At 46.4% G+C, this 26283-nt stretch carries 20 protein-coding genes, 1 tRNA gene and 1 pseudogene; 9 read left to right on the forward strand and 13 right to left on the reverse strand.

Annotated features, from left to right (window positions below; all coding sequences use genetic code 11):
- Positions 1 to 179: 179 nt before the first annotated feature.
- The 3 genes from G8768_RS07850 to G8768_RS07860 all read right to left on the reverse strand — a co-directional run bounded on the left by G8768_RS07850 (position 180) and on the right by G8768_RS07860 (position 6428).
- Positions 180 to 2567: a penicillin acylase family protein gene (locus tag G8768_RS07850; RefSeq protein WP_166848872.1), complete on the reverse strand. Its 2388-nt coding sequence runs from the start codon at positions 2565 to 2567 to the stop codon at positions 180 to 182.
- 74 nt (positions 2568 to 2641) lie between these two features.
- Positions 2642 to 5008 (reverse strand): TonB-dependent receptor, encoded by a 2367-nt coding sequence (locus tag G8768_RS07855; RefSeq protein WP_166848869.1) that lies wholly within the window; start codon positions 5006 to 5008, stop codon positions 2642 to 2644.
- A gap of 262 nt (positions 5009 to 5270) precedes the next feature.
- Complete coding sequence (locus G8768_RS07860) at positions 5271 to 6428, reverse strand: helix-turn-helix domain-containing protein (RefSeq protein WP_166848866.1); 1158 nt, start codon at positions 6426 to 6428, stop codon at positions 5271 to 5273.
- A 316-nt stretch (positions 6429 to 6744) separates the two neighbouring features.
- Here G8768_RS07860 and G8768_RS07865 point away from each other — a divergent pair, with 316 nt between their 5' ends.
- Positions 6745 to 7428, forward strand: a complete 684-nt coding sequence (locus G8768_RS07865) for an alkylmercury lyase family protein (protein WP_166848864.1) — start codon at positions 6745 to 6747, stop codon at positions 7426 to 7428.
- Positions 7429 to 7790: 362 nt separating this feature from the next.
- The gene (locus G8768_RS07870; protein WP_166848861.1) at positions 7791 to 8609 is read left to right on the forward strand and encodes a hypothetical protein; all 819 of its coding nucleotides are present in this window, start codon (positions 7791 to 7793) and stop codon (positions 8607 to 8609) included.
- A gap of 276 nt (positions 8610 to 8885) precedes the next feature.
- Here G8768_RS07870 and G8768_RS07875 read toward each other — a convergent pair whose 3' ends face one another.
- The 5 genes from G8768_RS07875 to G8768_RS07895 all read right to left on the reverse strand — a co-directional run bounded on the left by G8768_RS07875 (position 8886) and on the right by G8768_RS07895 (position 13772).
- A complete protein-coding gene (locus G8768_RS07875; RefSeq protein WP_166848858.1) occupies positions 8886 to 9953 on the reverse strand; it encodes an AraC family transcriptional regulator in 1068 nt (355 codons plus the stop codon).
- A 31-nt stretch (positions 9954 to 9984) separates the two neighbouring features.
- Entirely contained in the window at positions 9985 to 10617 is a 633-nt protein-coding gene (locus tag G8768_RS07880) for an AraC family transcriptional regulator ligand-binding domain-containing protein (RefSeq protein WP_166848855.1), read from the reverse strand.
- 88 nt (positions 10618 to 10705) lie between these two features.
- Complete coding sequence (locus G8768_RS07885) at positions 10706 to 11203, reverse strand: GGDEF domain-containing protein (protein WP_166853302.1); 498 nt, start codon at positions 11201 to 11203, stop codon at positions 10706 to 10708.
- 11 nt (positions 11204 to 11214) lie between these two features.
- Positions 11215 to 12414 (reverse strand): hypothetical protein, encoded by a 1200-nt coding sequence (locus tag G8768_RS07890; RefSeq protein ID WP_166848852.1) that lies wholly within the window; start codon positions 12412 to 12414, stop codon positions 11215 to 11217.
- Positions 12415 to 13382: 968 nt separating this feature from the next.
- On the reverse strand, positions 13383 to 13772 hold the full coding sequence (locus tag G8768_RS07895) for a hypothetical protein (protein WP_166848849.1): 390 nt from the start codon (positions 13770 to 13772) through the stop codon (positions 13383 to 13385).
- A 432-nt stretch (positions 13773 to 14204) separates the two neighbouring features.
- On the opposite strand from G8768_RS07895, the gene G8768_RS07900 reads away from it, so the two are divergent.
- Positions 14205 to 14660 carry a hypothetical protein gene (locus G8768_RS07900; RefSeq protein ID WP_166848846.1) on the forward strand — a complete coding sequence of 152 codons (456 nt, stop codon included), beginning with the start codon at positions 14205 to 14207 and terminating at the stop codon, positions 14658 to 14660.
- A gap of 160 nt (positions 14661 to 14820) precedes the next feature.
- A complete protein-coding gene (locus G8768_RS07905) occupies positions 14821 to 15261 on the forward strand; it encodes a DUF4265 domain-containing protein (protein ID WP_166848843.1) in 441 nt (146 codons plus the stop codon).
- A 282-nt stretch (positions 15262 to 15543) separates the two neighbouring features.
- Here the strand turns inward: G8768_RS07905 and G8768_RS07910 are convergent, their stop codons facing one another.
- Together G8768_RS07910 and G8768_RS07915 are read right to left on the reverse strand one after the other, a co-directional pair.
- Positions 15544 to 16017: a hypothetical protein gene (locus G8768_RS07910; RefSeq protein WP_166848840.1), complete on the reverse strand. Its 474-nt coding sequence runs from the start codon at positions 16015 to 16017 to the stop codon at positions 15544 to 15546.
- Positions 16018 to 16342: 325 nt separating this feature from the next.
- Positions 16343 to 17134, reverse strand: a pseudogene (locus tag G8768_RS07915) (IS3 family transposase).
- A gap of 138 nt (positions 17135 to 17272) precedes the next feature.
- On the opposite strand from G8768_RS07915, the gene G8768_RS07920 reads away from it, so the two are divergent.
- Together G8768_RS07920 and G8768_RS07925 are read left to right on the forward strand one after the other, a co-directional pair.
- Positions 17273 to 18148: a phage integrase gene (locus tag G8768_RS07920; RefSeq protein ID WP_166848837.1), complete on the forward strand. Its 876-nt coding sequence runs from the start codon at positions 17273 to 17275 to the stop codon at positions 18146 to 18148.
- Positions 18149 to 18290: 142 nt separating this feature from the next.
- On the forward strand, positions 18291 to 18971 hold the full coding sequence (locus G8768_RS07925) for a hypothetical protein (protein WP_166848834.1): 681 nt from the start codon (positions 18291 to 18293) through the stop codon (positions 18969 to 18971).
- Between the two features lie 83 nt (positions 18972 to 19054).
- Here the strand turns inward: G8768_RS07925 and G8768_RS07930 are convergent.
- The 3 genes from G8768_RS07930 to ychF form a co-directional block, all read right to left on the reverse strand.
- Positions 19055 to 19131 (reverse strand) — tRNA-Met (locus tag G8768_RS07930).
- Positions 19132 to 19235: 104 nt separating this feature from the next.
- A complete protein-coding gene (locus tag G8768_RS07935) occupies positions 19236 to 20177 on the reverse strand; it encodes a DMT family transporter (protein WP_166848831.1) in 942 nt (313 codons plus the stop codon).
- Between the two features lie 3 nt (positions 20178 to 20180).
- Complete coding sequence (gene ychF, locus G8768_RS07940) at positions 20181 to 21272, reverse strand: redox-regulated ATPase YchF (protein WP_166848828.1); 1092 nt, start codon at positions 21270 to 21272, stop codon at positions 20181 to 20183.
- 280 nt (positions 21273 to 21552) lie between these two features.
- Here ychF and G8768_RS07945 point away from each other — a divergent pair, with 280 nt between their 5' ends.
- The 3 genes from G8768_RS07945 (at position 21553) to G8768_RS07955 (ending at position 26241) form a co-directional block, all read left to right on the forward strand.
- Complete coding sequence (locus G8768_RS07945) at positions 21553 to 23178, forward strand: peptide MFS transporter (protein WP_166848825.1); 1626 nt, start codon at positions 21553 to 21555, stop codon at positions 23176 to 23178.
- Between the two features lie 197 nt (positions 23179 to 23375).
- Positions 23376 to 25616 (forward strand): putative bifunctional diguanylate cyclase/phosphodiesterase, encoded by a 2241-nt coding sequence (locus G8768_RS07950; RefSeq protein WP_166848821.1) that lies wholly within the window; start codon positions 23376 to 23378, stop codon positions 25614 to 25616.
- Positions 25588 to 26241 (forward strand): class I SAM-dependent methyltransferase, encoded by a 654-nt coding sequence (locus G8768_RS07955; RefSeq protein WP_166848817.1) that lies wholly within the window; start codon positions 25588 to 25590, stop codon positions 26239 to 26241. The genes G8768_RS07950 and G8768_RS07955 overlap by 29 nt, the downstream gene beginning before the upstream one ends.
- Positions 26242 to 26283 lie beyond the last annotated feature (42 nt).

Below are 26283 nucleotides of genomic sequence, written 5' to 3' on the forward strand. Positions count from 1 at the left end.
TCATCTCCAGGATGATATAAGCCGCTCTTTTGAACGCTGATGTAAGCGTTGGGTAGGACGCTTTGTCAAAGAAGAAATAACACGCTGCGACATCAAGCGTGAAGAGGAGCAGTGCTTGAGTCGCAAGTGTTAAGGCTTTTCGTTCGTCACGAAGAATTGAAGTGTTGTCATGTCGGAGTCTACCGACTGGGCTGCAGTGTCAGTGTGTGTTGAGCGTGTTCGACAATGCGACGTTCATTGCGCCACCAGGGTATCCACTTTCCGTCCAGGTAAGTGTCCAGCTGTGACATCATCCAGGGGTGCCCTTGGCGGGCGACATTTCCTGCAGGGATGACCGCCATGATTTTCTCATCATCCGAAAAATCGGCCACGATGCGGGCAACTGCGATGTATTTGGTGTCGAAGGGAAAGTTGTCGATTGTATAGGCGCCGCGATTCAACGTTTCATGGGACCCTCTGCCCGGGTGCTCACCGCCGCCCAGAAGGTCACGGCCAAGTCCTTTCTTGCGCAATGGGCTGACGAACACCATTTTGCTTGCGTTGCCCCATGTCCAGTTGTCACTCTCAGCGCCCAGAGTCTCCTGTAATTGAGTCAATGCTTGCTTGCCGGCTTGCACTGCAATGTCTTTAATTCCTTCTACTGTGTCTGTGCGTTGGTCGTCAAACCACTGTGAGCTTCCTGCTAACAGAGCGTAATCCAGTCGCTGCTGCCAGTAGTATCGGTTTTTCATGAACTGACTGTGCAGCTGTGGTGACATTTCATCCTCAAATAACAGTGGAGCCATAATTTCATACACCGTGTGGAAAACGCTTGCGCCCACTGAATCTGAATGGTCGAAATAGTTCCAGCTGTCGAGCAATTCGGCCAGGGGTTTTGTCTGCGGGTCACCGCGCAGCCAATTCGCCATCAAGGGGGCAAGTTTCACGGCTAAGGTGTTGCGATTGTCCCGCATCAGGTCCCAACTTTGTTGAGGCGATAGTGTGTCGTTTGAATCCAGCACTTCCATCATTCGGATGTAACGATAGTTTGGTGCAAAGTGGGAAGTATAATAGTAAGGGTAGGCGTCACCACGCGTGTCATGATTGGCCGTACCCAGCCATCCTCGCTCGGGATTTCGCCCTCCCGGCATTTCGTGTTTGGGGATGTAACCGTTCCAATTGTCTTCATTGCTCGCCAAGGTCGGTGTGGCACCACCGTGCACCCGCGTGGGTACCAGGCCTGACGCCCGCTGTCCGATGTTTCCCTCGCGGTCAGCGAACACGAAGTTAAAGTAGAGCAGGTCAACGTCGTGGATGGCTTCCTCAAATTGCTGTGTATTTTCTGCCGTGAGAAATCGATTAATTCCAATCTCGGAGCGGTGATGGTTATTGGCAGCCCAGCGCGCACTGATGATCAAATCGCCATGAATCCCAAAGACTTCATGATCCGAAATCACTGGGCCGCGAGTGGTAGATCGAATTTCCAATGCATGCTCTCGAAAGCCTTTATCGGATTTGATCCGGATGGTTTCACGGTGGGTCTTAAAGGGGAGAGAGCTATCGCCTTGCAAATAATGCTCAGGGCGACTCGGATCTATCTGCGCGATGTAAGTGTCCTGACTGTCGCCATAGGCGTTGGTAACACCGAAGGCAACATGGTCGGTTCGACCGATTAACAGCCCGGGAATACCCGCCATCGTTAGGCCGATAGATCGAATGCCTGGGGCGAAAAGTCCTACCGGATACATCATGCCGGGTAACTGGCTGCCATCTAAATGAGGGTCGTTAGTGACCATGGCGTGGCCGCTTGCGGATTTCTGTGGAGACAAGACCCAGTTATTCGAACCGAACAGGGGAGGAGCCCCTTCAGCAAAGGGAGCCATCCCCGCGAACTTCATGGAGAGGTTCTGAATATTGTCATAACCCGTTTTGAGCGGAGCCTTGCGTCGATCCGGGTTGGTGTTGATGGGAAGCAACGCTTGCAAAGTTTCTTCTCCCAGCTCATCACGAATGGCTTGGGACAAGAGTTCCCCTTTCAGGTTCGTGCCATGAATCGAACTGCCGAAATATAAAATGGAGAGTGCGTCGGTCACGGTCCAGGGTTCCGCGTCGACAACCCCTAAAAGCTTCAATTCCAGCGGGTATTCATCTTGACGATTCTCGATGAAGGCATTGATTCCCTCGACATACCATTGCAAGAATGATCGCGCGTCTTCGGACAACAAGGGTGCGTGACGTTTCGCGGCTTGATAATAGCCGGATACTCGGGCGCGAATATCAGAATCCAGAGCGCTTTCGCCTACCAGCTCAGACAATCGCCCGGCGACAATCCGTCGGAACATTTCTAAATGCATCATTCTGTCTTGAGCGGTGATAAAACCCTGGGCTCGCAATAAGTCGGCGTAGTTTTGAGCGTGGATATAGGGAATGCCATATTGGTCCCGATGCACCGTGACAGGCTGCTCAAGCGCGGTAAGCTCCAGCTGTCCGTCCACCTGATAACGGTTTAAAAAATAGTTGTACCAGATGGTCGACGCGACCAAGCCAAGAGCAATGGCAGCAACAGAAAGTAATACGATCCGTTTCATTTCGAATTCCTTGAACACCGAATGGCCGCCTGCAAAGCAGGCGGAAAGGAGTTAAACCTTACTGCGGTCAGACGTTACAAGCGGTATCCCACTTCGATGCCATAGGTGCGCGGCAATGAATCAAGGGTGCCGTAGGTGCCAAAAATATCTTCCCCAATAAAATAATCATTTTCATTGGTGAGATTGCGGCCCCAGATAGAGCCGTACCAGTTACCGTTTTCGGATTTCAGACCGATGCGCGCATTCAGCGATCGTCGATCTTTTATGTAGCGATAATCAATGCTGCTGCCGTCTGCCAGGCGTCGTGTTTTTTCTTCTCGATTGTTGCCTCCGCCAAACACGTCACCGGAATAGGCATAGTCGATGCGAAACAACGCCTCAGCGTTAAATGTTTCTACCGGAAGGTAGTACTGGAGTCCTAGGTTCAAGGTATGTTCCGGTGAACCGGGCAGTCGATTTCCTTTCAGGTTCACGGTGTTGCCATTGTTATCTCTGTCGCCACCCGGGAAATCTTTGTACTTGGCATCCAGCAGGCCAACGGCGAAATCGAGTATCAGGTTGGGCATTAACAATGCCTTCATTTCAAATTCCAGCCCGGTCGTTTCGACCTCCGAGGCGTTGCCAATAACGGCTGCCCCGGCGACTCCATCAGCGGATTCGAGAAACTGCTGTACTTGGTAGTCCTCGTACTCCGCATAAAATAACGCGAGACCGTAAGAGAGTCGGTTGTCGAAAACCTCGCCTTTGATCCCGAGTTCATGGCTGATGACTTCTTCTTTGTCGAATTCAATTCCGGCTTCCCAGGCATCAATGGTGATAAAATCCAGATTGTAGCCACCGCTTTTGAAACCCGTTGAGACACGATAGTAAGCGTTGGAGTTTTCGCTGACATCGTAGCGTAAGCTACCTTCCCAGGATAAATGGGTATCACTACGATTATCCAACAGGCGATCGTTCGCAAAGCGGAAGGCTGCGTTCAGTGTCACGCCTACACCGAGTACATCCGGTGCCGCGTCGCTAGGGTCCATGGTGTAGTCAACGTCTTTATCTTCCTTGGTGTAGCGCGCGCCCAACCCCAGTGTCCAACGCTCGCCCAGGTCGTACTCACCGTTTAAGTAAGCGGCGTAGCTGGTAGTATCGACGGTACCTTGGGTTCGCAAGGTGTAAGTAATATCACCAGGCCATGGCAATCGACCGCTGGCATAGAAAGGGTGATTGGGGTCGTAGTGGCTGATCGCGTCGCGCTCGGAGTAACCTTCTTGTTCATAATAATAAAGGCCCGCCACCCAGCGCAGATCGCCATCCGTAGGCGACAACAGCTGGAATTCCTGAGTAAATTGTTTGTATTCCTCCATAAAGCGCAGTTCAACATCGCTGGTAATGCCGAAAGCAAAATCAATGTTCAGCGGTGGGAAACCGGGCGGTAAGGGCGACTCTGCCCAGCGAGCGCCTGCATCCAAATCAGATAATGTGTCGATTGCTGTTTCACGATAAGAGCTTATGGACTTTGCCTGGTAACCGTCATTTAGCGCCCAGTCAAACGAAAGCGCCATACCTTTGAGCTCGCGATCTTCGGTGAAATCAACATTGTTCAGCGTTTCAAATTCGTTCAGTTCCGGCTCGATTTGACCTGAATTATTGGCAATTCTGCGTCGGGAGCGACTCAATTGATCATCCAGTTTGGTCCAATCCAGAGCCAGATTCATTTCCAGATCGCTATTCAGGTCAGCAAGCAATTGGAACCGTGCCGTCGTGCTGTCCTGTTCGCCACCTTTATTTCCGGTATTCAGGCTTTTAACGAACCCATCACGCGCAATATCGTTGACGGAGAGTTTGGTGAATACCGTATCTCCCAAAGGTACGTCGAGTATCCCGGTCACTCGCCGGGAATCGAGATTACCGAACTCGACACGTACATCACCGCCAAATTCCTGCGCCGGCTTTTTAGTGATCATATTGATCGCGCCGGCCACATTGTTTTTTCCGAATAGGGTGCCTTGGGGGCCGCGCAGTACCTCCACGCGTTCCAGATCCAGGATGTCCTGATTACTGGCAGGGGACTGGCCGGTGTATACGCCATCAACATAGACGCCTACACGAGAGTCGAAACCAATGTTACGGCTTGAAGAGCCTACCCCCCTTATTTGAACTGTGGTATCTCGGCCAGAATTGCCTCCAATTTGCAGGTTAGGTACATATTCCGCGATTTCCTGAAGGCGACGAACACCGGTTTGTTCCAGGGTCTGAGCGCTCATCGCAGTAACCGATATCGGTACATCTACCAAACTCTGTTCGCGTTTCTGGGCCGTAACTACAATTTCCTCAAGTGTTTCCTGAGCCTGTACTTGGCCGCTCAGGCACAGTACGCCGGCGCAGACAGCGGCAGATAATTGAGTCAGTGGGTTTGCTATTCGTGGGGCAGGTGCGTTGGAATTGAGCATGTCGGTCTCTCTCGGCATTTGCAGTTCTTGTTATTTATTATTGTGAAATCCGTGCCCGGTTTAGGCTTGGTTCACAGGCGACTAAGTACATTTGAGCAAGTGACTTGGGGTGGGTAATCCGAGTTTGCAAATTCGGAGGAAATTGAGCGAGAGAATCTTCTTGATGTGCAAATAAAGAAAAATAAAACCTGTTAATTCAATAGCTTACCTGCTTTTGGAGCGTTGTTCTGATTTGCCCGGATAGCTAAAACAGTGTTGAATTTTACATTTCGCGTGCTTGTTTTCGGTATTGGTTGGGGGTGAATCCCTTTAATTTTTTGAAATGCTCGAAGAACGCCGAATTGGAATTGAACCCCGACTGGTAGCCAATATCGCTAATCGAAAGATAGTCAAGATCCGAGCTGCCTAGCATGCGCGCCGCTTCTTCGACCCTGTGGTAATTGATGAACTCATAGAAAGATTGCCCGGCGTGACCGTTAATCGTCTCGGATAAATGACTGACTGAGACCTCAAGACGCTTGGCCAGGTCTGAAATTTTGAGGCCGTTTTCGAGATAGGGACGCCCGTCATTCATAAGTTGCTGCAAGCGCTGCCACAAGCGGGCTGCATCATCCTGCCCCAAACTGCTGGTTTGATATTTCTTCTGGGGTGTCGGTTTGTCCTGCTGAGGTTTGGGGTCGATATCCATCTCAAAGTGAATGGCTTTCTGCTTTGTACCAAAAATACCCAGCAGAATACTGATCAATAGCGGGAACAGAGCAATCACTTGTCCTGGAGCCAACAGAAACGAGCCCCAGGCAATAAGTTGTATTTCGGCCAGGATACCGAGACACGCAGCGCCAAAGAAAAACAATAACAACCAGCGCAGCCAATTGAGTTCGAGATCTTCTATAGACGAATGTGTGGCCCTGATTTTTTCGCGATAGGGGCGCAGGTACTGCAGTGCAGAGTAAGTATAAGCGGCAATCGACAGATAGCCTGCCACGCGGTGTGAGAATCGAGCGCGAGTCATGAGCGAGCATCCGCTATCCTCAGCGCAAGGAATTACCAGCCAATCCGTTTCTTCCAAAGGCAGCTGGCCAAACCATACCAGCATGGCTGCGGGAGGTAAGACAAAGTGCCAGTATTGCACTGACCGCATTTTAAACTCAGTATCGGTAAGTGCACGGGCGTAAAAATACAAGAGAGGGCCAAATAGAAGTTGCAGATCAAATAGGGCAAGCAAGGCCAAATTGCCCTGGCCGCTGTATTCACGACTCCCTGCTACAAAAAGTGCTAACAGGCAGCTCAAACCGAGCAACGATAACAAGAACTGGTTTGCGTAACGATATCCCCAATGGCCGGACGCCAACAAAATCATAAGTGGTGCAGTGAACGAAACCCCGCACAAAATGGCGACCGTGAAATAACCCAGCGTCAACTCAATATCTCCAATCGTTATGGACAAAACCCAGATGTTCTGATCAGCTCAAATGTTGACGTAAATTCAGCAGAATCACAACTGTGTGGGAACCTGATGTGGAGCTGCTATTTCTGATGCCGGTTTTAGGATGAGGGATGCTTATTTTCTTATTTGAACATTAGAGGGTATTCTTCATCCATTCGATCGCAGAGATAGCTAATAGATTGGATTGTCCATGCTCATTTCTTTGCTCAATTCCATAGATGGCGACTGATTGGGTGAGCAATGTGAAAATGGAGCTAAACCCATCAAGCGAAATTTTTAAGGGGAAAATATGGAGTTAAATCATTCAAGTCTTCATTTTTTCATCATGAGTGAAATAGTCAACCAAGGATATGCCCCTAAAATTGACGACATAAAGCAGGCTTTTAATAAGACAGAAAGCGAAATAGTCGATGCGCTGCATGCTTTGCAGGATTATCACGGCGTTGTCTTACATCCTCAGTCATCTGAGGTCTGGGTTATGCATCCATTCTCTACCGCTCCTACAAACTTTTGGATTGAATCGAAATCGGGAAGTTGGTGGGGAAACTGCGCATGGTGCTCTCTTGGTGCTGCAGCGCTTCTTCAGCAGGACTTAACAATCACAACGACCTTGGGCGGAGAATCAAAGCAAACAGTGATTGAAATTATTGATGGGAAAATAGTCAATGATAATCTGTTTGTTCATTTCCCCATTCCAATGGCTAAGGCCTGGGATAATGTGACCTTTACCTGTAGCACTATGCTTATGTTTGAGTCGAAAGAAGATGTTGAGGATTGGTGTCGACGCCACTCAATTTCCATGGGGGATGTTCAAGCAATTAATAAAATTTGGGAGTTTTCCAAGGTCTGGTATGGAAAGCACTTAGACCAGGATTGGACTAAGTGGAGCGTGGAGGATGCAAAGAAAATCTTCAACCGTTTCGAACTTGATCACTCTATTTGGCAATTGCCGACTCATAATGAACGATTTTGACGTTGGATGAGTGTTCTTGTTGAAAATGTTTCATTCAATGTCTGATTGAGATTTTGACCCCGGCATTGTGAGTCCTTTGAGGGTGGTTTTATTGCTAAAGAATGGGGCTTCAGAGGTGTTTACAGCTTCAAATGGTATCGATTTGACTACACAAATGGGCAACAGACTGGGATGTCCATATGAATTTCGATTCTTGGTTCTATAGACAGCAATTGAGCTGGTGGCGGCTCACCCCTACATTTTTTTAGTACACGTCACGCCCTAAAGTGGCGATCAGTAATTATACAGCTTGAAATACACTGAATATCAATATACGGTTGCGAACTCATTCTAAAGTACCATAGTGAAAGGAATCCTTTTCAATGCGTATAGCTCGAAGTCTATTGTTGTTATGTCTTTTTAGCTGTCGAAGTGTATTTGCCCAAGTAGATGCTCCTGCTGCCCTTATCCCAGCGGGACTAAACCCTGGCGATGAATTTTTTGTGATTTTTACTACTAGCGGTACAGCCAACTTGTGTCACGGAAGACCTACTCCTGATACAACAGGAGGGGCCATTACTCCTGTTGATGATACTTTGGCAATTAACCTGGCTACTACCGCGGCAAGTACGGGAACCTTAACCAGCAGCATTACTGGTTGGCAGGCTTTGTATATTCATGAAAGGTTGGACGCTCTAGGAATTATCACGAATACAGTAGCTGCGAGTGGCCCGGCATTTAACAACAATATCACCCAACCCATTTATAATATCGCAGGCAACTTGGTAGCAAATAATAGGTCCGACCTCTTTGATGGTAATGCAGTCGGTGGTGGGACTGATTTGATTAATACGTTTGATATTGACGAAAACGGAAACGTTTTACCTCCTGCCAATTTTGCATATACCGGCTTTGATGCGTTCGGGAATATGGCCGCTGATCCGGGGCCTCCCCCCAATACTACTCGTCCTATAGGCGCAGGAGGTACTGGGTGTGGTGTTGGCGATTATGATTTAACCGATCAAAATTGGGCTTATACAGGTAATTCGGCTGTATCTAGGCATTTGTATGTTCTTTCCCCTTTACTCAGGGTTCCGCTTTCAAGCTCAAATGCAACTGGAGTGCCGGTAGCACCTTATGGATTTGTAGTGATGATGGGTTTGCTAATGATTGTTGGAGTAGGGCGTCAGCTTAAAAAGTAAATAGACAAGATGTCTTCGGGGTGACATGGGTTGTTCATAAACAACTCTCTTTATGCCATTTTCTCCGGTTGAAAGATATCTGGAAAATCGGTAGCAATTCACTATTCTATAGGGTCCCAGTCTTTTGTGGGAGAAGTAAACAGTATCATAGCTTCATCCACGATACCTCTGGGGTCGTAGCCCTCGCGCTCTGCGTCCATCAGTATATTAATAATATGATTAACTATTGTGGCGCGCTTTTTTTCTTTTTCTAGGTCGTGAAGTGCCATAAATCCCTCATGTGTCTAAATTCCGAATTTCAGTGTGACTAGGGTTTTGTTCGTATATAGGTCTATCGGATTTGCTAAGCCCTCGAACCTCTCGGGGTGATTTGGAGAACCAGCGTTGACAGCTTCTGCTGAGGGTTGCCTGACTACTGTATCCGACTAAGTCAGCTATTCTTGAGAATGAGGCATTTGTGTTGCAAAGGTAATACGTAACTCTCTCTCTACGAACTCTATCTTTTATTGCATCGAAGTTTGAATTTTCCTTGGTGAGCATGCGTTGTAAAGACTTTGGGTGTAGATTAAAAGCTTCAGAAACCCACTCTCTTGAACAGTCTTCAGTCTCCAAATGTTTGCGTATGGTGCGTTCCACTCTTACAGTAAGGCGTTCATTCTTTTTAGGGAATTGATCTTCAAGATAGCTTGAAGCGAATTTGTGAAGCGTTTTACAGCGAAGGGGAACTGGAGCTTCATATGTTTCTCTTGGAATATGCCAAACAATGCTTTGAGAGTTGAACTCCAATTCGGCATCAAAGTAATTTTCGTAGAGTGATCTAGGGAAATTGATTTCATGTGGTATCTCTACTTTTAAAACCTTAAACTTATCTCCAGCTAGCTGTTTCCAGATTTCCTGGCCGACGGTTGCTCCTCTGTCGAGGTTTTGAGGCATTTCTCTGTGTGTTAGTTCGGGAATGCTAACGTCAATTATGGCTCTAACAAAGTCGGAACCATTGTCCTCTACATAGTAATTCAGGGCTGGACTTTGAATATGAAGGAAGCGAGCAGCGCATTTCATGGCATCCCCAACAGTTTCTGCTGTCTGCATCGCAATAGATATGGGGCCAAATATATTAGCTTTCTGTTGGGTGCCGAAATATAACCCAAAATCTGGTTTCTTCAATTCTTGTGCGGTTAGCTCCAAAAGCTTTACGAGTTGGTGATACTGAATCGTGTTGTCTTCATCTTCGAAAGCTTCCATTGGAATGTCACATTCGTTTAAAAATCTTCCAGGCTCTCCTCCTAGTTGTGTTACTACTTCAATGTAGCCATTTAAGCCACCGATTCGTACGGAATTTTTCATAAGTATTACCTCTACCAATTAAAATCGGTTATCAGCTTAAGGAAAGCGGTAAGTTAAACATATCCTTGGGAATGTGCCAGGCCATGCTTTCCGAATTGAATTCGATATCTGAATCAAAATAATCTGAGTATTTGGTTGAGGAAAACATTAGATCGTGTGGTATTTCAATTTTCAAGAGCTTAAATTGTGCCCCAATTAGTTGCCTTAAAATCTCTTGACATGAAGTTAGCGTTAAGCCTACATTTTGAAGCATATCCTGATGGGAGAGATCTGATGTGATTATGTCGATGATAATTTTTACGCAGTCTGGATCATTTTCATCAACATGGATGTGTATAGCGGGACTCTGAATATGTATTAGTTGGGCTATACACTGAATAGCTTGATTGACACTCTCTGACCTTTTTAACGCTACAGATATAGGGCCTAGCGCGTCGATCTTTTGAAGGCTTCCTAGGTATAGCCCAAAATCTGGTTTTCTAAGATGATATGCCGTAAGTTCCATCAAGTCGATAACCTGAGAGTATAAGATGGTATTGTCTTCATCTTCGAATGTTTCGAATAGTATGTTGCAGCGTTGAGAGAGACTTTTAGGGTCTCCCCCTAAGTTTGCGACGGCTTCTGGGTATTTGCTTAGATAGCCGATTCTCACGCGGTGATCCATAGTTACTTCCTCTACTATCTCGATGAATACATGCTCTAATTCAAACTGTTTGTGCTAGTAACGAATGATTTAATTCCTGATTTTTGAGTCAGGGTTTGTAAACCATCAATCTGTTTCGACCGCTTCTTTTTGCTGTATATAGAGCTTTGTCTGCGTATTTTGTTATTGACTCTATTGATTCACCATTGCAGGTGTATTCTGCAATACCAATGCTGACTGTGATTTTTATCTTTTCATTGTTCGCATGGAAAACTAAGCATTCGATATTTGTTCTCAATTTTTCAGTGATGTAGATAGCATTTGAAATTTTTGTTTCGGGCAGGATTACTGAGAACTCTTCTCCTCCCACTCTTCCCACGATATCTGTTGATCTGAAGTTATCCTTGATTGCCCGCCCAACATCTCGAATGACATTGTCTCCGGTAGAATGGCCATAACGATCGTTAATTCTCTTGAAGTAATCGATGTCTATCATCAATACACAGTACCGATGTAGGTATCTTAATGCTTGCTTCGATACAAGCTCACTGAACTCAGAAAATGCCAATCTATTGTTGAGTCCTGTGAGGGTATCTGTTCTCGCCAGTTTTTTTGCTTTTAAAGCTTCCCTGTTAAGTTCTTCAGTTCTTCAGTTCTTAGATCAACTTTCTCTTCAAGAGATGCTCTTTCCATTTCCAGTTCCGATACCAGTACCTTTCTTCTTGTGTTGCTTATGATTAAGGAGCCCGTGAGAAGGATTAAAGTGATAAATATTAATGCAGCCCCAATTACTTGTACTTTAAACTGTTCGTATAAGGTGGGAGGCTTATTACGTATGATGAATCCTTCTGATATGTTGTTAAGGTTTATATTCCAGCGAACTGTCTGATGCCAATCATATATGTGTTTCTTGGCTATCTTGTCGGATTGAATGGACATCAGACTTTCACTCGACAAAAAGGCATTGATATTTTGATATATAGCTATGCCCAAGGCTTCTCCTGAAATTAAATACCCACCTATAATTCCGCTTCCTATTAGGGAATCCCAGTGGCTAAATATTGGCCTATTGGCGTACTTTGATAGAAGTTGTGCGCCTTTGTACGGAGTTATTTTTTTGTCTCCAGTATTATAGATGAGGGCGTAATAGATAATGCTTTCATTACTAAGTTCTGAAACTCTATCTATCAGTTCATCAAATGGAACATCGATTAGGTAGTGAAAATTCACACCGCTACCAATATTTTTCTCTGATTTCCTTATGTTGGAAATTCGGATGTCCCCATCATCTTCAGATGAATCACCAATTATGTAGATGTTCTTAGCTCCTGAAACCTTGATTGCTTCTGAAATTGACGTGTCAAAATCCTCAAGAATATTTAGAGTTTGAATGTCATTGCCTTCCGGAAGTACATTTGAATTTGAGCTAACATAGAATCTTTTTGTACCGGGAAGTAGTTCGGGAAACGACTTGAGAAATATCGCGGCAGGGTCAGATTGAGTTATTACTAGGTCGATTTTAAAACTATATTTCTTCGACAAATAATTTTTAAATTCTTCGTAATAGTTACGATGATTGAACCTGGAAGAGTCTAGATATTCCGTGAAAAGATTTATGTCTCTTGGGTCTTTAGTAAGTTGGCTTTTCAGGCTGCTTTCGATATCTCTTTGCCAGGGTAAATCCTTGTTCCAAGAACTTATATATAGGATATTCGCCTGATCTAAATTATCAAAACCTAATTTGTTTTTGTTTGAGGCAGAGATGGATGCGCTAACGATAAGCGTGATGCTTATAAGAATGTAATTACCATTGAACAATTCAACTAACCTGCGTTAAATGAAGCAGCTTTTATCTTTAAAGCTATATGTATTTATGAACTTATTATATTTTTCATCTAAAAATGATTGGTTTTAGGATTTCACTGAATAGATGTTTTTTTCAAATTTGCCGTTCGTCGTAATTGTATTTTAGGACGAACTTTCAGGTTTTCAAAGCTAAATGAGATTTTGTTTTTTTGTGGAATTTTAGATCTTTATTGCCGTCAAAATTTGCACGATTGATATTTGTATTTATTTCACATTTAAGAAGCAGATTTTATTTTTCATCTGAATTTAAACGTCCTAAATGGTAAGTTGTTTTTCAGCCGCTATGTTGTTTGGAGGCGATGTATAAATATGAAACGTATGATTAAAACTGACGTTTCGGTCGAAGTTGGTTGTGAGCGATGGGGTCTATTCTTGTTTCTTAAGATCAGGAAGCTGAGGTAGGGCTCTTGGAAGAGCATTGGGACTAGGTGCCTATGGTTTAACCGTTGTGTAAGATTGTTTTTAATTGTAAAAAATGCCGCAGTATACTGCGGCCAATATTACTTAGGGTGTAATCCTGGAGTCTTGATTTTAAGGCTAGTCTATGGGTGCGCCGATGCAAGCTGAAAATTTGATATTTTTAGATTAAATATTTTACAGATGAGTTGACTTTTCTTTGTTGCAAAAAATCTGGACTATATTGTGAATTACGCGTTAATAGTGTATTTGGAATATTGGCAAGAGTGTGGAATTGTTGCGTGATTTAAAGGTGGGCAATGATGTGGGCGCTCAGCAAAAAAGGAACAGGGTTGCTAACCTGCCGGCCCTTTCGGGATGGTGGTAGCTAGGGGTGGGCTTGAACCGCCGCCCCCAGCATTATGAGTCCCTTGAGGGTGGTTTTATAGAGGAGTAATGGGGCCTTACACTTGTTAAACATTAACCGCCTAGGGCTTCAGCATTCGGTCGGAAAACTGCGGTTTCTATGCATCTGCCAGATACTCTTTTAGTGGCGTACTCGAATAAGTTTTGTATGCCAGAAACAGCATAGGTAAGCCGTAGCATAGATAGGGTATCGATATTGCAGCTCCACTTTCACTTAAAATAGCTAGAAATATACCTGTGCCGACAGTCACCAGTGCTTGAAGTCCAATAATTGAGTATGCGGCTACACGAGACCAAACGATTCTTTTCGCCATTGCAATTATTGATATGAATGCTGCAACAAATACGACAATCGAAAGACTAGAGTTGTACAAAGCAGAATTCCCGCTTTCACTAGTTTTACTAAAAATGGAGATTATTTGCATTGCAGATCCAGCTATCAATAAAGTCAATACAAAGTAGATGATGTTGACGATCCCAGGTCTCATGTCAATATTCCTTTAGATGCACAAAGTTTAAAACAGTGGATAGCCACCAGTTCTCTGGATACTTGGCGGTGCCGTTCATATTTTACAAGTTTCAGTTGATTATTTATACCGTCACTTCTAAGTAAAGATTCGAGCCCTTAACGGAAGGTGGTATTCTCCCTTTGCTACCAATCAGGCCTCTGAAACAGTGCAATGCCTTGTCTGGCCTTTGCCTACTCATGCGTGAGTTGAGATTTTTTTGAGAGTTATTTTGCAGTGTAGGGAATGGAGCTAAGTTTTTTAAGCAATGTGTTACGCTGAGTACATTTAAATACACCAATTTAGGAATACATGGAGCAACTCTGACAGCTGCGTATCGCAACTTATAGCTATTAATTTATAAGTTGGCGTTCGGGTTGCCCAGTACTAGAGTCTTATTTCGTAGGTTTCAATGTGAATATTCAAACGCATGAAAAGTATTACTTGGAAATTGGAGAAGAGCGTCATGTTCTACATGAGTACTCTAACGTCGTCCAAAAAGTCATTTTTGAATTGGAATCCTCAGGTCAAGGGCGAATATTCCTATGTGCTGATGTTGGCCAAAGGCCATTTTGGCAACGATTCTTTTTTGGTTCGAGTAGGTATACTAGAGCATACTTTATGTGTGAATGGGCTGGCAGTGTTTATGCGTTGACTTTTTTTGACGAAAATGACAGCGAGTATAACGCTCTGACATCACAAAACTTAGAGTCAATTAACATAGGTGATGGTCAAAATGTAACATTTGGTGAGCCCAACCCTATCAAAGTTAGTCGTTGCCTTAGTAAAGATGAAGCTATAAATACCCTCAATGAATTTTTTAAATATGGAAGTTTGCCAAAATTACTAAGGTATGATTTTGTTGAGTGATCTTAATGGTAGGAATACAAACAAAGGAATGAAGGGATGCCCGCTATAATCAAACTTGTAAGTGTGTAAGTTCTTCTGGAGGGGTTAAGTAAAAGCGCTCAAAGAGATCATATACAGATAGATTCCAAACGGGTACGAGAATTAGGAAACGAAGGAAGTAATGATTAAATCTAACGGGGTTAAAATTTCATTTCTATTGACTGAAGATCAGATAGGTCCATTCCCGGTTTCTATAGAGTCTATTTGTTGTGAGTGTGAAGGTGAATATCTGCGAGTGAAAAATATCCCATTCTATGTAGATAACCTTTCTTTCGATGACTTGATATCCGTCATCGAGGTTGGTCGGAAGGAATACCAAATAGACGAAGTAGTATCGGAGTCTGGCAATAGCACGGTTTGGGTATATGTTAAGTCTGAAATAACAGGCGTTATAGAACAGTTGAAAGCTCTAGGATGTGGAGTTGAGACAGGCGTAATAGATGGATATTACGCAGTTAACGTACCCTCTGAGCTTAACATCTCTCCAGTATTAGATATTTTGGAGACTGCTGAGTCGACTGGGGATGTGTCTGTCGACTATCCCTCAATTAGGCACGATTAGAGAAACATGGAACCCATGTGGATTTATTCCTTCGTGTTTCGCATCGAGTAAAATGTCCAGTATTTGGTTAGTTATTTGGGTTAATTTTTCTCGGTTTAAGTCTTTACTCTATTTGGGTTGAACTTCGCGGATTTTTAATGACAGCCTTAGTATGAAAGGCAAATGATCGTTGCAACGAATGCATAGAAACTTGGCCCTAATTCCTTTGTGGCTTCATTCATTATTTATTGCCTGGCGTCTTTGTAATGGGGTTGAGTGAATTGGTGGTTTTGTTGTTTGCTTTCAGTTCTCCGACCATAGCACCTGCGTTCCTATATTTGGAGGATGCTCCCCCCAATTCAGTATAATCTTCTTTTTCTCTCCCGGCTTGGCTAGTCTTCCGACGCCTTTGAATGTCAGGTAGATATAATGATCAAAGCACCCCTCAACCATGATGCTCCCATCTTTCGGCCGGATCTTTCTCACTTTAAGATCCGAAAATTCTTTAGGAACTTCATATCTTTCATTTCCAAATTGGTATCCGTCTAGCTGGATATCTTCTCTATGCGAGTAAAGCTCCATATCTCTATAGAGTCGCGCCAACCTCTCAGTAGAAAGTGATCTTGCGTATGCAACAGCTTCAGAGTCCTCTTGACAAGACGGCGCAGGCCAGACAATATCCATTACGATTATCAAAATTATAGGTAGTGCTAGTAGTGCCAATATTGCGTAGAAAAAATTCCACACTAATAGTTTAAAACTAAATCTTTTATTCATTTTCCTAGTGCTTAATTATTGCCTGATTGGCACTCATGCTAGTTACCACTCCCAACTGGGATGGTTATTTATGTTTCGGGTTCAGCTTATCCTGATAGTCCCTTTAGTGCTCAGAATCGTATCTGATAGCATTTCCATTGGTTTTTTTGAGGAATGTTATCTATAAATTGAAGAATTGCTAGATACCTAATCCTATGTTCCAGACTTAGATTGTTCATGCCGTTCTGAGAGGCCTTATATGCTTCTTCATAAGCGTCCTTTCTAATGTTTGTGCCTGTTATGTCAAGCTTTGATGAGGCCCTACCAGAAATCGAAGCACCCACAACTAGAAATTTTCAGCTTCTCGATGCCGATCCCGATACTGGATCGGCGTCATATTTTCCAATGACGAATACGGTCGAAACTCGTTGTATTCGACTCGCCACTCTTCAATTTTAGCCCGCGCATCTTTCAGTGACATGAACCTGTGGCTATTCAAGCACTCATCCCGAAAGCTGCCATTGAACGATTCAATAAATGGATTGTCCGTCGGTTTTCCAGGCCTGGAGAAATCCAAGGTGACTTGGTTCTCATAAGCTCACTTGTCTAATACCTTTGAAATAAACTCGCTTCCGTTATCGACCTGTATTCGTTCAGGACAGCGACCGTGTAGTTGCTGGATCGTATCAATTACCCCAACAACATGCTCGCCACTAATGCCGTGATCAACGTGAATCGCCATGCACTCGCAACTAAAATTATCGACTATAGTTAACGCCCTTATTCGCTTCCCGTCAAACAGGTTGTCCGCCACAGAATCCATGCTCCAACACTGATCGGTGGTGGTGATGTTGGGGCGCTCCATTCGGTGTGCCGCTGCCACCCGCCTTTGAGGGCGCTTACTACGTATATTTAGGCCTTCTTCGCGGTAGATGCGCAGTACTTTCTTGTGGTTGACTCGCCAGCCTTCGCGTTGCAAGAGAATGTGTATTCGTTGTCCACCGTATTTCTTTTTCCAATTGTGAAAAGTCGCCTCTGAAATCCCTATCTTGCGGCAGACTTCAGCGACCCGGGTGCCCGCTTCCGCCTGGCGCAGGGCAAATGCGATCTGCTGCTCTGTGTATTTGGTCTTTTTCATGGTAAATCAGCTCCGTTGGCTACCTGATTTTGCCAGAATTCTCTAGTTTAGACCGCTTCGATTTTCAGGGAGGAGGTCAGTGAAGGCGGCTATCGATATCGCAGAGAGTTTGCAACTAAGCGAGAAGCTCAAGCAGCGATGCTGAAAGTTCAAAAAGAATATGATGATAAGAAAGCAATTCCTGGCTTTGATTACAAACTAAGGCAACTGGTTGACCTCTGGTATAACAACCATGGAATTTCTTTAAAAGATCATAAGTACCGATACAGTAGATTAATTGCCATTATTGAAAGGATTGGAAATCCCAAAGTATCAGAATTTGAAACAGCAGATTTTGTGGAGTACCGAACACAGCGTTTAAGAGATGTGTCTATCAGCACTGTGAATCATGAAACGCGTTATTTACGTGCTGTTTTTTCTGAGCTTGATCGCCTTGGTTTGTATACAGGTGAAAACCCATTAAGGAAAATCAGGACATTTAAAGTGCCTGAAACCGAGCTCTCCTATTTGGAACAAGATCAAATAGCTCTTCTGTTAAGAGAATGCGATCAATCACGAAACAACCATACTGGGGTGGTCGCGCGTATTTGTTTGATGACAGGTGCAAGGTGGGGTGAGGCTAACGGATTAAAACGTTCAAACCTTCTGCCCAATGCAATTAGGTTTGTGGATACAAAAAATGGAAAGGTGAGGGCTGTGCCTGTGCCAGAGTGGCTCATTGAGAAAATCAGAAACGTATCATTTCCAAGTCCGTATCCTAATTTATTTTCCAGTTGTAAAAGCGCTTTTCGGTCGGCACTCGATAGAACAGGTATTGAGCTACCCGCTGGTCAAATGACTCACGTCTTACGCCATACTTTTGCTAGTCACTTTATGATGAATGGGGGAAATATTCTTACTCTGCAGCGGGTCCTTGGGCATTCCGACTTAAAGATAACGATGCGCTATGCACATTTGGCCCCCGACTATATGGATCAGATTGTTAAATTAGGATTGTCTAAAATTTGTATTTGAGGCTGGCGTGATAAGCTGCAAAGTATCTATTTTGCGATACAATTGATAACAATAAAACCATTTTTACAGAATTATATTTTGACATTTATGTTTTATGCGGTTATTTTGACCACTCTTTAATGCAAGTCTTTAGGTGTCCAAAATGGGTAAGGTTGTGAATTGCTGGGCTCGTGAGGTGTCTGAATGCGGAGGTGTTCAATCTCGAGAGCATTATGTCTCAAGTGGTATTTTTACCGATGATTTTATTTATCTAGAAGGGTTGAGCTTTGCTAAATCCGGGAAGGTTATTCCCAAAAAGCGTGCTGTGAAAAAATGCTTGTGTCAAAAGCATAATATGGCTTTATCTTCGTACGATGCAGAGGCTCAGAAGGTGAGGCAACATCTTGAATATATCCATGCCAGAGTGGAAAAGGTTATGGGTTCTGCGGGAAACCGAAAATTAATCACTCATATGAAATATGCAGACTATGAGTTTTTTTGTCGCTGGACTTTAAAGACGTTTATCAATTTTATTGATGACTTCAAATATAAGCCTATCGTAGATACTGATGATTTAGCTCGAGCGGTTTTTAGCGAGAATAGTGTTCTTGATTATGTGGCGTTGACCAATGTTATGCCTCAAGGGTTGGATTTTCAGATATCCCAAATTGTACAGGTGTCGCCCTTAGAGAAAGACGGGGCTACCATCGGAGCTGACATAGTATTTTGTGGGTTGCATTTTTCTATGCACCTTCTACCCCAGTTGCCGACTAATAAGAGAAAACTGAAGTTGACTTTTGAAGTGCCTAAGCGCGGGAGCGCTGTAATTCTAAAAATGAAGTGAATTCCAGTTTTATATGGACAAATTGGTGGACAAAAAAAAGAGCAGTGTTAGTCAATCCTAACCTGCTCTTCTTTTATATGTAGTGGTAGCTAGGGGCGGACTTGAACCGCCGACCCCAGCATTATGAGTGCTGTGCTCTAACCAGCTGAGCTACCTAGCCACTAAGTTCTGAATATCACACCTGGGTGCGTCTCAGAGGGCGCGTATTTTGGCTATTTGGTGTTTCTCTGTCAAGGGCTAAGGGCTTAATTTTTCAGCTTTTTTTCACTTTTCTGCTGCGGGCAGTTTGGGCCTGACCAGTGCGGTGGTCATGGAGCCGCCAACCACCAGCAGGGCGCCCAGCCAGCTTATCCAGTTCAGGCTTTCGGCCTGGATCATATCGGGCAGTGCCCAAGCTGCCAGATGCACGAAAAACAGGCTGGTGAGCGGCACGATGGTGATGGTGGCGCTGACGCGGCTGGCCTGCCAGTGTTCCATGGCCATGGCGAAGGCGCCGTAGGAAAGCGCGGTGTTGATGCTGGCGAAGATCAGGCAGTAGAGCTGGGTTTGGTTCAGCTCAAAAATTTGCTCGGGCTTGGACAGTGGCAGGAAGAGCAGGGTACCCACTATATAGATGGTCAGCAGAACTTCTTGTGAGCCGAATTCTTTAAGCAGCTGTTTTTGCGCGAGGCCGTAGATGGCCCAGCATACGGCCGAGGCCAATACGATGCCGACGCCCAGGTTGTATTGGCTGTCGCCTTCAGCGGCGAACAGGCTGGGCAGGCGGTGATTGAAAAACAGCAGCAGGCCGATGGTGAACACGACGACGCCGATCTTCTGCCAGCCCCGGAAGGCTTCTTTATAAAGCCAGACGCTGGCCAGCAACAGCAGCATGGGGGCGACTTGAATGGTGAGCTGGGCGGCTTCGGGGCTGGACAGGTCGAGCCCGCGTACCCACAGGTAGTAGTTGCCGCAGAGGCCGGTAATGGCCACCAGCATGGGTAGGCCGATTTTCGGCTTGGTGATTTTACGCCACTGGTAGCCGCCGCGCAGGGCGTAGTAACCACCCACTATGGCGGTGGAGATCAGCATGCGGTACCAGATGATGGTATTGGTATCCATGGCTGCCAGCAGCCCTTGAATGGCCACTGGCAGTGAGCCCCAGAGCAGGGCGGTGAAGAGGCTGAGGGCTAAGCCCAGCTGCCAACGATCGCTGGGCTGATGCATGGCTTATACGTTAAAGCGGAAGTGGATAACGTCGCCGTCGGCTACGATGTAGTCTTTACCTTCCAGGCGCCATTTGCCGGCGTCTTTTGCGCCCGCTTCGCCGTTGTTGTCGATGTAGTCGTCGTAGCTCACAATCTCGGCGCGAATAAAGCCTTTTTCAAAGTCGGTGTGAATTTTACCGGCCGCCTGCGGTGCGGTTGCGCCGACAGGGATGGTCCAGGCGCGCACTTCTTTGACGCCAGCGGTAAAGTAGGTGTGCAGGCCCAGTAACTCATAACCGGCACGGATTACGCGGTTCAGGCCTGGCTCTTCCTGGCCAAGTTCTTCCAGGAATTCCGCTTTTTCATCGTCGTCCAGCTCGGAGATCTCGGCTTCAATCTTGTTACAGATCGGCACGACAACGGCTTTTTCTTCGGCGGCGATGGCTTTTACGGTATCGAGGTGCGGGTTGTTCTCAAAGCCTTCTTCATCCACGTTGGCGATGTACATGGTGGGCTTCAGGGTCAGCAGGCTGAGCGGCTTGAGTTGCTGCAGTTCATCCTCGTTCAGGCCGAATGAACGCAGTGGCTTGGCTTCGTTCAGATGCGGCAGGATTTTTTCCATCAGGGCTTTCATCTTGATGGCGTCTTTGTCCTGGCCTTTGGCGGCTTTGGTGAAGCGTTGCAGGGCTTTCTCGCAGCTTTCCAAGTCGGCCAGGGCCAGTTCGGTGTTGATCACATCAACGTCGGCAGCGGGATTGATCTGGCCTTCAACGTGGACCACGTTTTCATCTTCAAAACAGCGCACTACGTGGGCGATGGCATCGGTTTCGCGGATATTTGCCAGGAACTGGTTACCCAGGCCTTCGCCTTTGGAGGCGCCAGCAACCAGACCGGCGATGTCCACAAACTCCATGGTGGTGGCGATGACTTTTTCAGGCTTCACGATGGCGGCCAGTTTGTCCTGACGTGGATCGGGAACGGCTACCACGCCGGCATTAGGCTCGATGGTGCAAAACGGAAAGTTCTCGGCGCCAATACCCGCCTGGGTCAAGGCGTTAAAGAGAGTGGATTTACCTACATTGGGAAGGCCAACAATGCCGCAATTAAAGCCCATAGTGTCTTGTCTCGCTTGAAATCTGTGTCATAGCCCCGGCTGGGGCGAAAATAGGCGGGCATTCTACTACAGGCGCTGGGTCAGCAACACAGTTGGTTATCGCCGAATTTATTGAATATTCTCATTGATCGGGTTGAGGGGGGGGATGGCTGGATCGTTTCAGCCCTAATGCTTTTCTGCACCTGCTCGAAAGTCGCCATTTATGGGGGCATATCGGACGTCAACGGCCCTGGGGGTGCCGGCGGTTAAGCCCATAATCACTACAACAACAGGCGATGTTATGACTGCAACTGCTGCTGCCCAGCCGGATACGGCCGGGGACCTTTTTGGTCATCCAAAAGGTCTTTATATCTGCTTTGCCACAGAAATGTGGGAACGCTTCTCTTTCTACGGCATGAAGTATCTGCTGCTTCTTTATTTGACCAAATACCACTTGTTTACCGATGACATGGGCCTGGAAGTTCTTGGTTCTTACACGGGTTTGGTATACGCGCTGCCGGTAATCGGGGGGGTGTTGGCGGATCGCTATCTGGGGATGCGTAAAGCGGTATTGTTTGGCGGCTTGTTGCTGGTACTGGGTCACTTGTTGATGGCGGTAGAAGGCCATCAGGCGGTTCAGTATGAAGCGGGCACTGTGCTTGAGCAGGCGGTGACGCTGGCGAACGGTGAAGTGATTGCGGCAGGTACCCTGCTGCAGGAAACCATCAAAATTCAGGATCTGGCGGCATTGAAGGTGTTCTACCTGGCCTTGGCGCTGATCGTTGTGGGTGTGGGCTTTCTGAAGCCAAACATCTCTACCATTGTGGGCCAGCTTTACCCCGAGGGTGATGAGCGCCGCGATTCCGGTTTCACCATCTTCTATATGGGTATCAACATTGGTTCCTTTATCGCTACCGTAGTTTGTGGCTGGTTGGGTGAAACCTACGGTTGGGGCTACGGCTTCGGCTTGGCCGGTATCGGCATGTTGCTGGGTCTGGTGACCTTTATCTGGGGGCAAAAATATCTCAATGGTCTGGCTGAGCCCAATGATCCTGAGGTGATGAAGCAGAAAGCGATTGGTCCTCTAACGAAAGAGTGGGCGATTTACCTGGGTTCTTTTGCGAGCCTGGCGCTGTTCTGGTTTGTGGTTCAGCACGAGCCCATCGTCTTTATCGGTCAGCAGGCTTTGCTGGTGATGGCGGGTGTGGGTCTCTTGGCGTACACGGTTCAGAAAGGTACCAAAGAAGACATTCATCGAATGTTGGTGCTTCTGGTCCTGATCGCATCAACCATCGTGTTCTGGTCGCTGTTTGAGCAGAGCGCGGGTTCCATGACGCTGTACGCTGACCGTGTGGTGGATCGTAGCTTTGGCGGTTTTGAATTTACCGCATCCCAGTTTGGTTCTTTGAACGCCTTCTTCATTATGTTGCTGGCGCTGCCCTTTGCCTGGATCTGGGTACAGCTTTCCAAGCGTGGCATGAACCCGAATGCGGCTGTGAAATTCGGCTTGGGCATTGTACTGGCTGGTCTGGGTTTCGGTGCCTTGGTATTGGGTGCGCAGTCTACCGATGATCTGGGTCGTATCAGCATGTGGTGGTTGGTGCTCGCGTATCTGCTGCACACCATGGGTGAGCTGTGTTTGTCACCAGTGGGTTTGTCGGCGGTAACCAAGTTGTCGCTGCACCGTATTGTTGGCATGGCAATGGGTACCTGGTTCCTGGCAACGGCTCTGGCTGAAACTGTGGCTCAGCGTATTGCCAAAATGGCGTCCATCGATACGAGCACGACAGACTTAAGTGACGTTACCTCCATTGTTGGCACTTACACTGAGTTGTACACCTTCCTGATGTGGTTGGGTGTTGGCGTCGGTATTTTCATGATTGTTATCTCTCCGATCCTGAAAAAAGGCATGCATGGGGTGAACTAAGACCCCAGATGCCAATTATTTGTTGATTGCTTAAACTTTTGGCCAAAACTCCCGCTAAAGTAGTGGAGGGCGCCAAAAATGAACTAAAATAGCTCCTACTAAGGGGCTATTTTTTTGTCTATAACTATATAAAAGTCCTTAGGGTTTGCCTGTGAATTCACTGGGCGCGTGAAGTTAGCGGTCGATAAGAGCTTTTAATGACAGAAGAAACGGCATTCAGTATTAACCCCTTTCGGGCTTTTATACGGCACCCCCTATTGTCGGCTGCTGCGGTATTTATTCTGTCCCTGTCCCTTTGCACCATCTTTCTCTTCTATGAGGCCAATCGCCTCCAAAGCCTTCGACAATACAATGCCTTAACCGAGATGTTGGCCATCAAAGCCCGCCTGGAAGGCATGATGACGAGCCACAGCATGATGCTCTCGGGCCTGCACACCAATGTGATGCTTGAGCCCGATATGGACGAAGAAAAGTTTGAAATGCTCGCTAAGGGCATGATGGGGCACAGCACCCAAATGATCGGTCTGAGCTGGATTCCGGTTTCCCAGCCAGAGAGCAACACACTGAGTCCATCGGCCGAGCGAACCTATGGGCATTCCATGCCGGATCTGTCCATTTTTGAAAGCGCCGTCAGCCGAGCCATCGACAGCCACCAATTGGTGATTGCCGGCCCGAATCAGGATGGCGAGAAGCGTTATCTGTATATGTTGTTGCCGGTGCATTATCAGGATGCGTTGTTGGGCATTGTGATCGGCGTGGTGGATCACACGGCTATGTTGTCCCGCTCGGGTGTGGATTCCCCGAATCTTCCTGAGCAGGTGGCACTGCGCTGGCTGGCTGAAGATGGCAGCCCGGCAGTGGTGTTCTATGGCGAAGCGGATGCTTTCAGTATTTCCAGTGTTCAGTTGAACATCGATCTGCCTAGTGGGCGCTGGCAGGCGGCTGTGGATGTGGACGATAAAGGTTGGGCTGCAGCAGGCTTCCGTTTGGCCATGGCGGCGGCTCTGGGTATTGTGGTTTCGGCCTTGCTGGCGTTGGCGGCTTACACCGTGGCAAGCAGTTACGCTCGTCGTGAGCAAGCTGTGCAATCGGCCAATTACCGGGCCAACTACGATGCCTTAACCGGGCTGATTAATCGCAATTTTTTCTCCAATCAGTTGCAGCAGGCGATTAATTCCCACAGCCGCCTGAAACGAAAATTTTCCCTGATGTTTATCGATCTGGATTTTTTCAAGCAGGTGAATGACACCTGGGGGCATCGTGCGGGCGATGAATTATTGCAGGAACTGGCAAGCCGCTTGATGGGCTTTGTGCGCAAAAGTGATGTGGTGGCGCGCCTTGCTGGTGATGAGTTTGTGGTTTTGATGCAGAATTCCGAAAGCGCCACTCAGGTGGATTTACTGGCCAATCGCATTCTTGCTTATTTAAATCAGCCCTATGATATTGCCGGCCAAAAATTATCGATCAGTTGCAGCATTGGTATCGCGATGTTTCCTGATGATGGTCAAAGTGCAGAGGCAATTTTGAGTCATTCGGACACCGCTATGTACGCGGCCAAAAAAGCCGGCCGGAATCGTGTAACGTTGTTTAATGACGACATGCGCGATGAGGCCCAGCATCAGCTCTTAATGCACAATGATATTATCAACGGCCTGGAGAAGGGCGAGTTTGATGTGTATTACCAGCCCATTATGCATATGGATACGGGAACCGTTGAAAAATGTGAGGCTCTGATCCGCTGGTGCCATCCTGAAAAAGGGTTTATTCCACCCAATGAATTTATTGGGGTGGCTGAAAATACCGGGGCAATTCGTTCGATTGGGCGTTGGGTGCTGGAACGTGTTTGCCAGGATTTCAATCGCTGGACCGATATGGGTTTGGATTTATCGGTATCCATCAACCGTTCGGTCAGCGAGTTTTACCCTTCCGGTTCCCACCGGGAATGGGAAGATCTGGTATCCAGTTATGGCATTGATCCTGCCAAAATTATTTTTGAAATTACCGAATCTCTGTTTATGGACGGCAATGAATCGCCTGTCGATGAACTGAAACAAATGCGCAGCAATGGCTTCCGCTTCGCCATTGATGATTTTGGAACGGGTTATTCCGCGATTAATTATCTGCGTAACTATCCGGTCGATTTTATAAAAATTGATCGGTCGTTTGTGATGGACATTCTGGACAATGCCCAGGACCGTACTCTGGTGGAAGTGATCATCAAAATGGGTAAGGCCCTGGGGATTGGTGTCATCGCAGAAGGAGTGGAAAACATAGAGCAGCTACAGGCTCTGAAGGTATTTGATTGCGACTGCATTCAGGGGTATTACCTTGCTAGGCCTATGCCTGTTGAGGATTTTATTCATTTTTGCAATGCCTATCGCCCCGGCGAATTAGGCCCGGCGGAGCCCCATGTCGAACAATACCTGGAACAACAATGACAGTGCGCTGAATTCAAATCGCGATAATTCATACGACCCCTGGTTAGAAAGCCAAATTAATCAGGAGCTTTTTCATGCCGAAGACCCTCTCGCGCTGGATTTGGGGTGTGGCATTGGTTCTGGAAGTGCGTTGCTGAGGCGCTTGGGTTTTAAAGTGGTCAGCACAGATTTCAGCCCGCAGGCTTTATTAAAAGCCAAAAGCCTCGGTAATATCGATACTGCTTTTGTGGCCGATGCGGAAACACTGGCGAGCACTTTGAGCGAACGGCGCTTCCACCTGATTCTCGCCAATTTGTCGCTTCGCTATATCCCCAAAGATCGCCTGCAAGTTACTCTCCTGGCTTTATTGACCTCGCTGAAAGAAAAAGGGCAGTTGATTGCACGCTTTAATCATCGCAGCGACATAGTGGTCGAAGACGATCAAACAGGATTTGCCGAAGCGGATGAGATTCTGACAACCTTTTACACCATCGACGATTTGTTGAACATCTGCAATCCCATTTTGAGCGAGCTAAAAGATTGCCGACAGGGCGAAAACTGGTTTTACCAGATCAAAGAATCGGATAGCCAGGGCCTGGGTGGCGCAAAGCGGGTGTTAACTCTGGATTGGCGTTGCCAGCGCTAGGGTAAAGTCGATGCCAATAAAATCTTGGCGTGGTTTTTCTAT

The sequence above is a fragment of the Pseudoteredinibacter isoporae genome, assembly GCF_011602085.1.
Classification (GTDB): domain Bacteria; phylum Pseudomonadota; class Gammaproteobacteria; order Pseudomonadales; family Cellvibrionaceae; genus Pseudoteredinibacter; species Pseudoteredinibacter isoporae.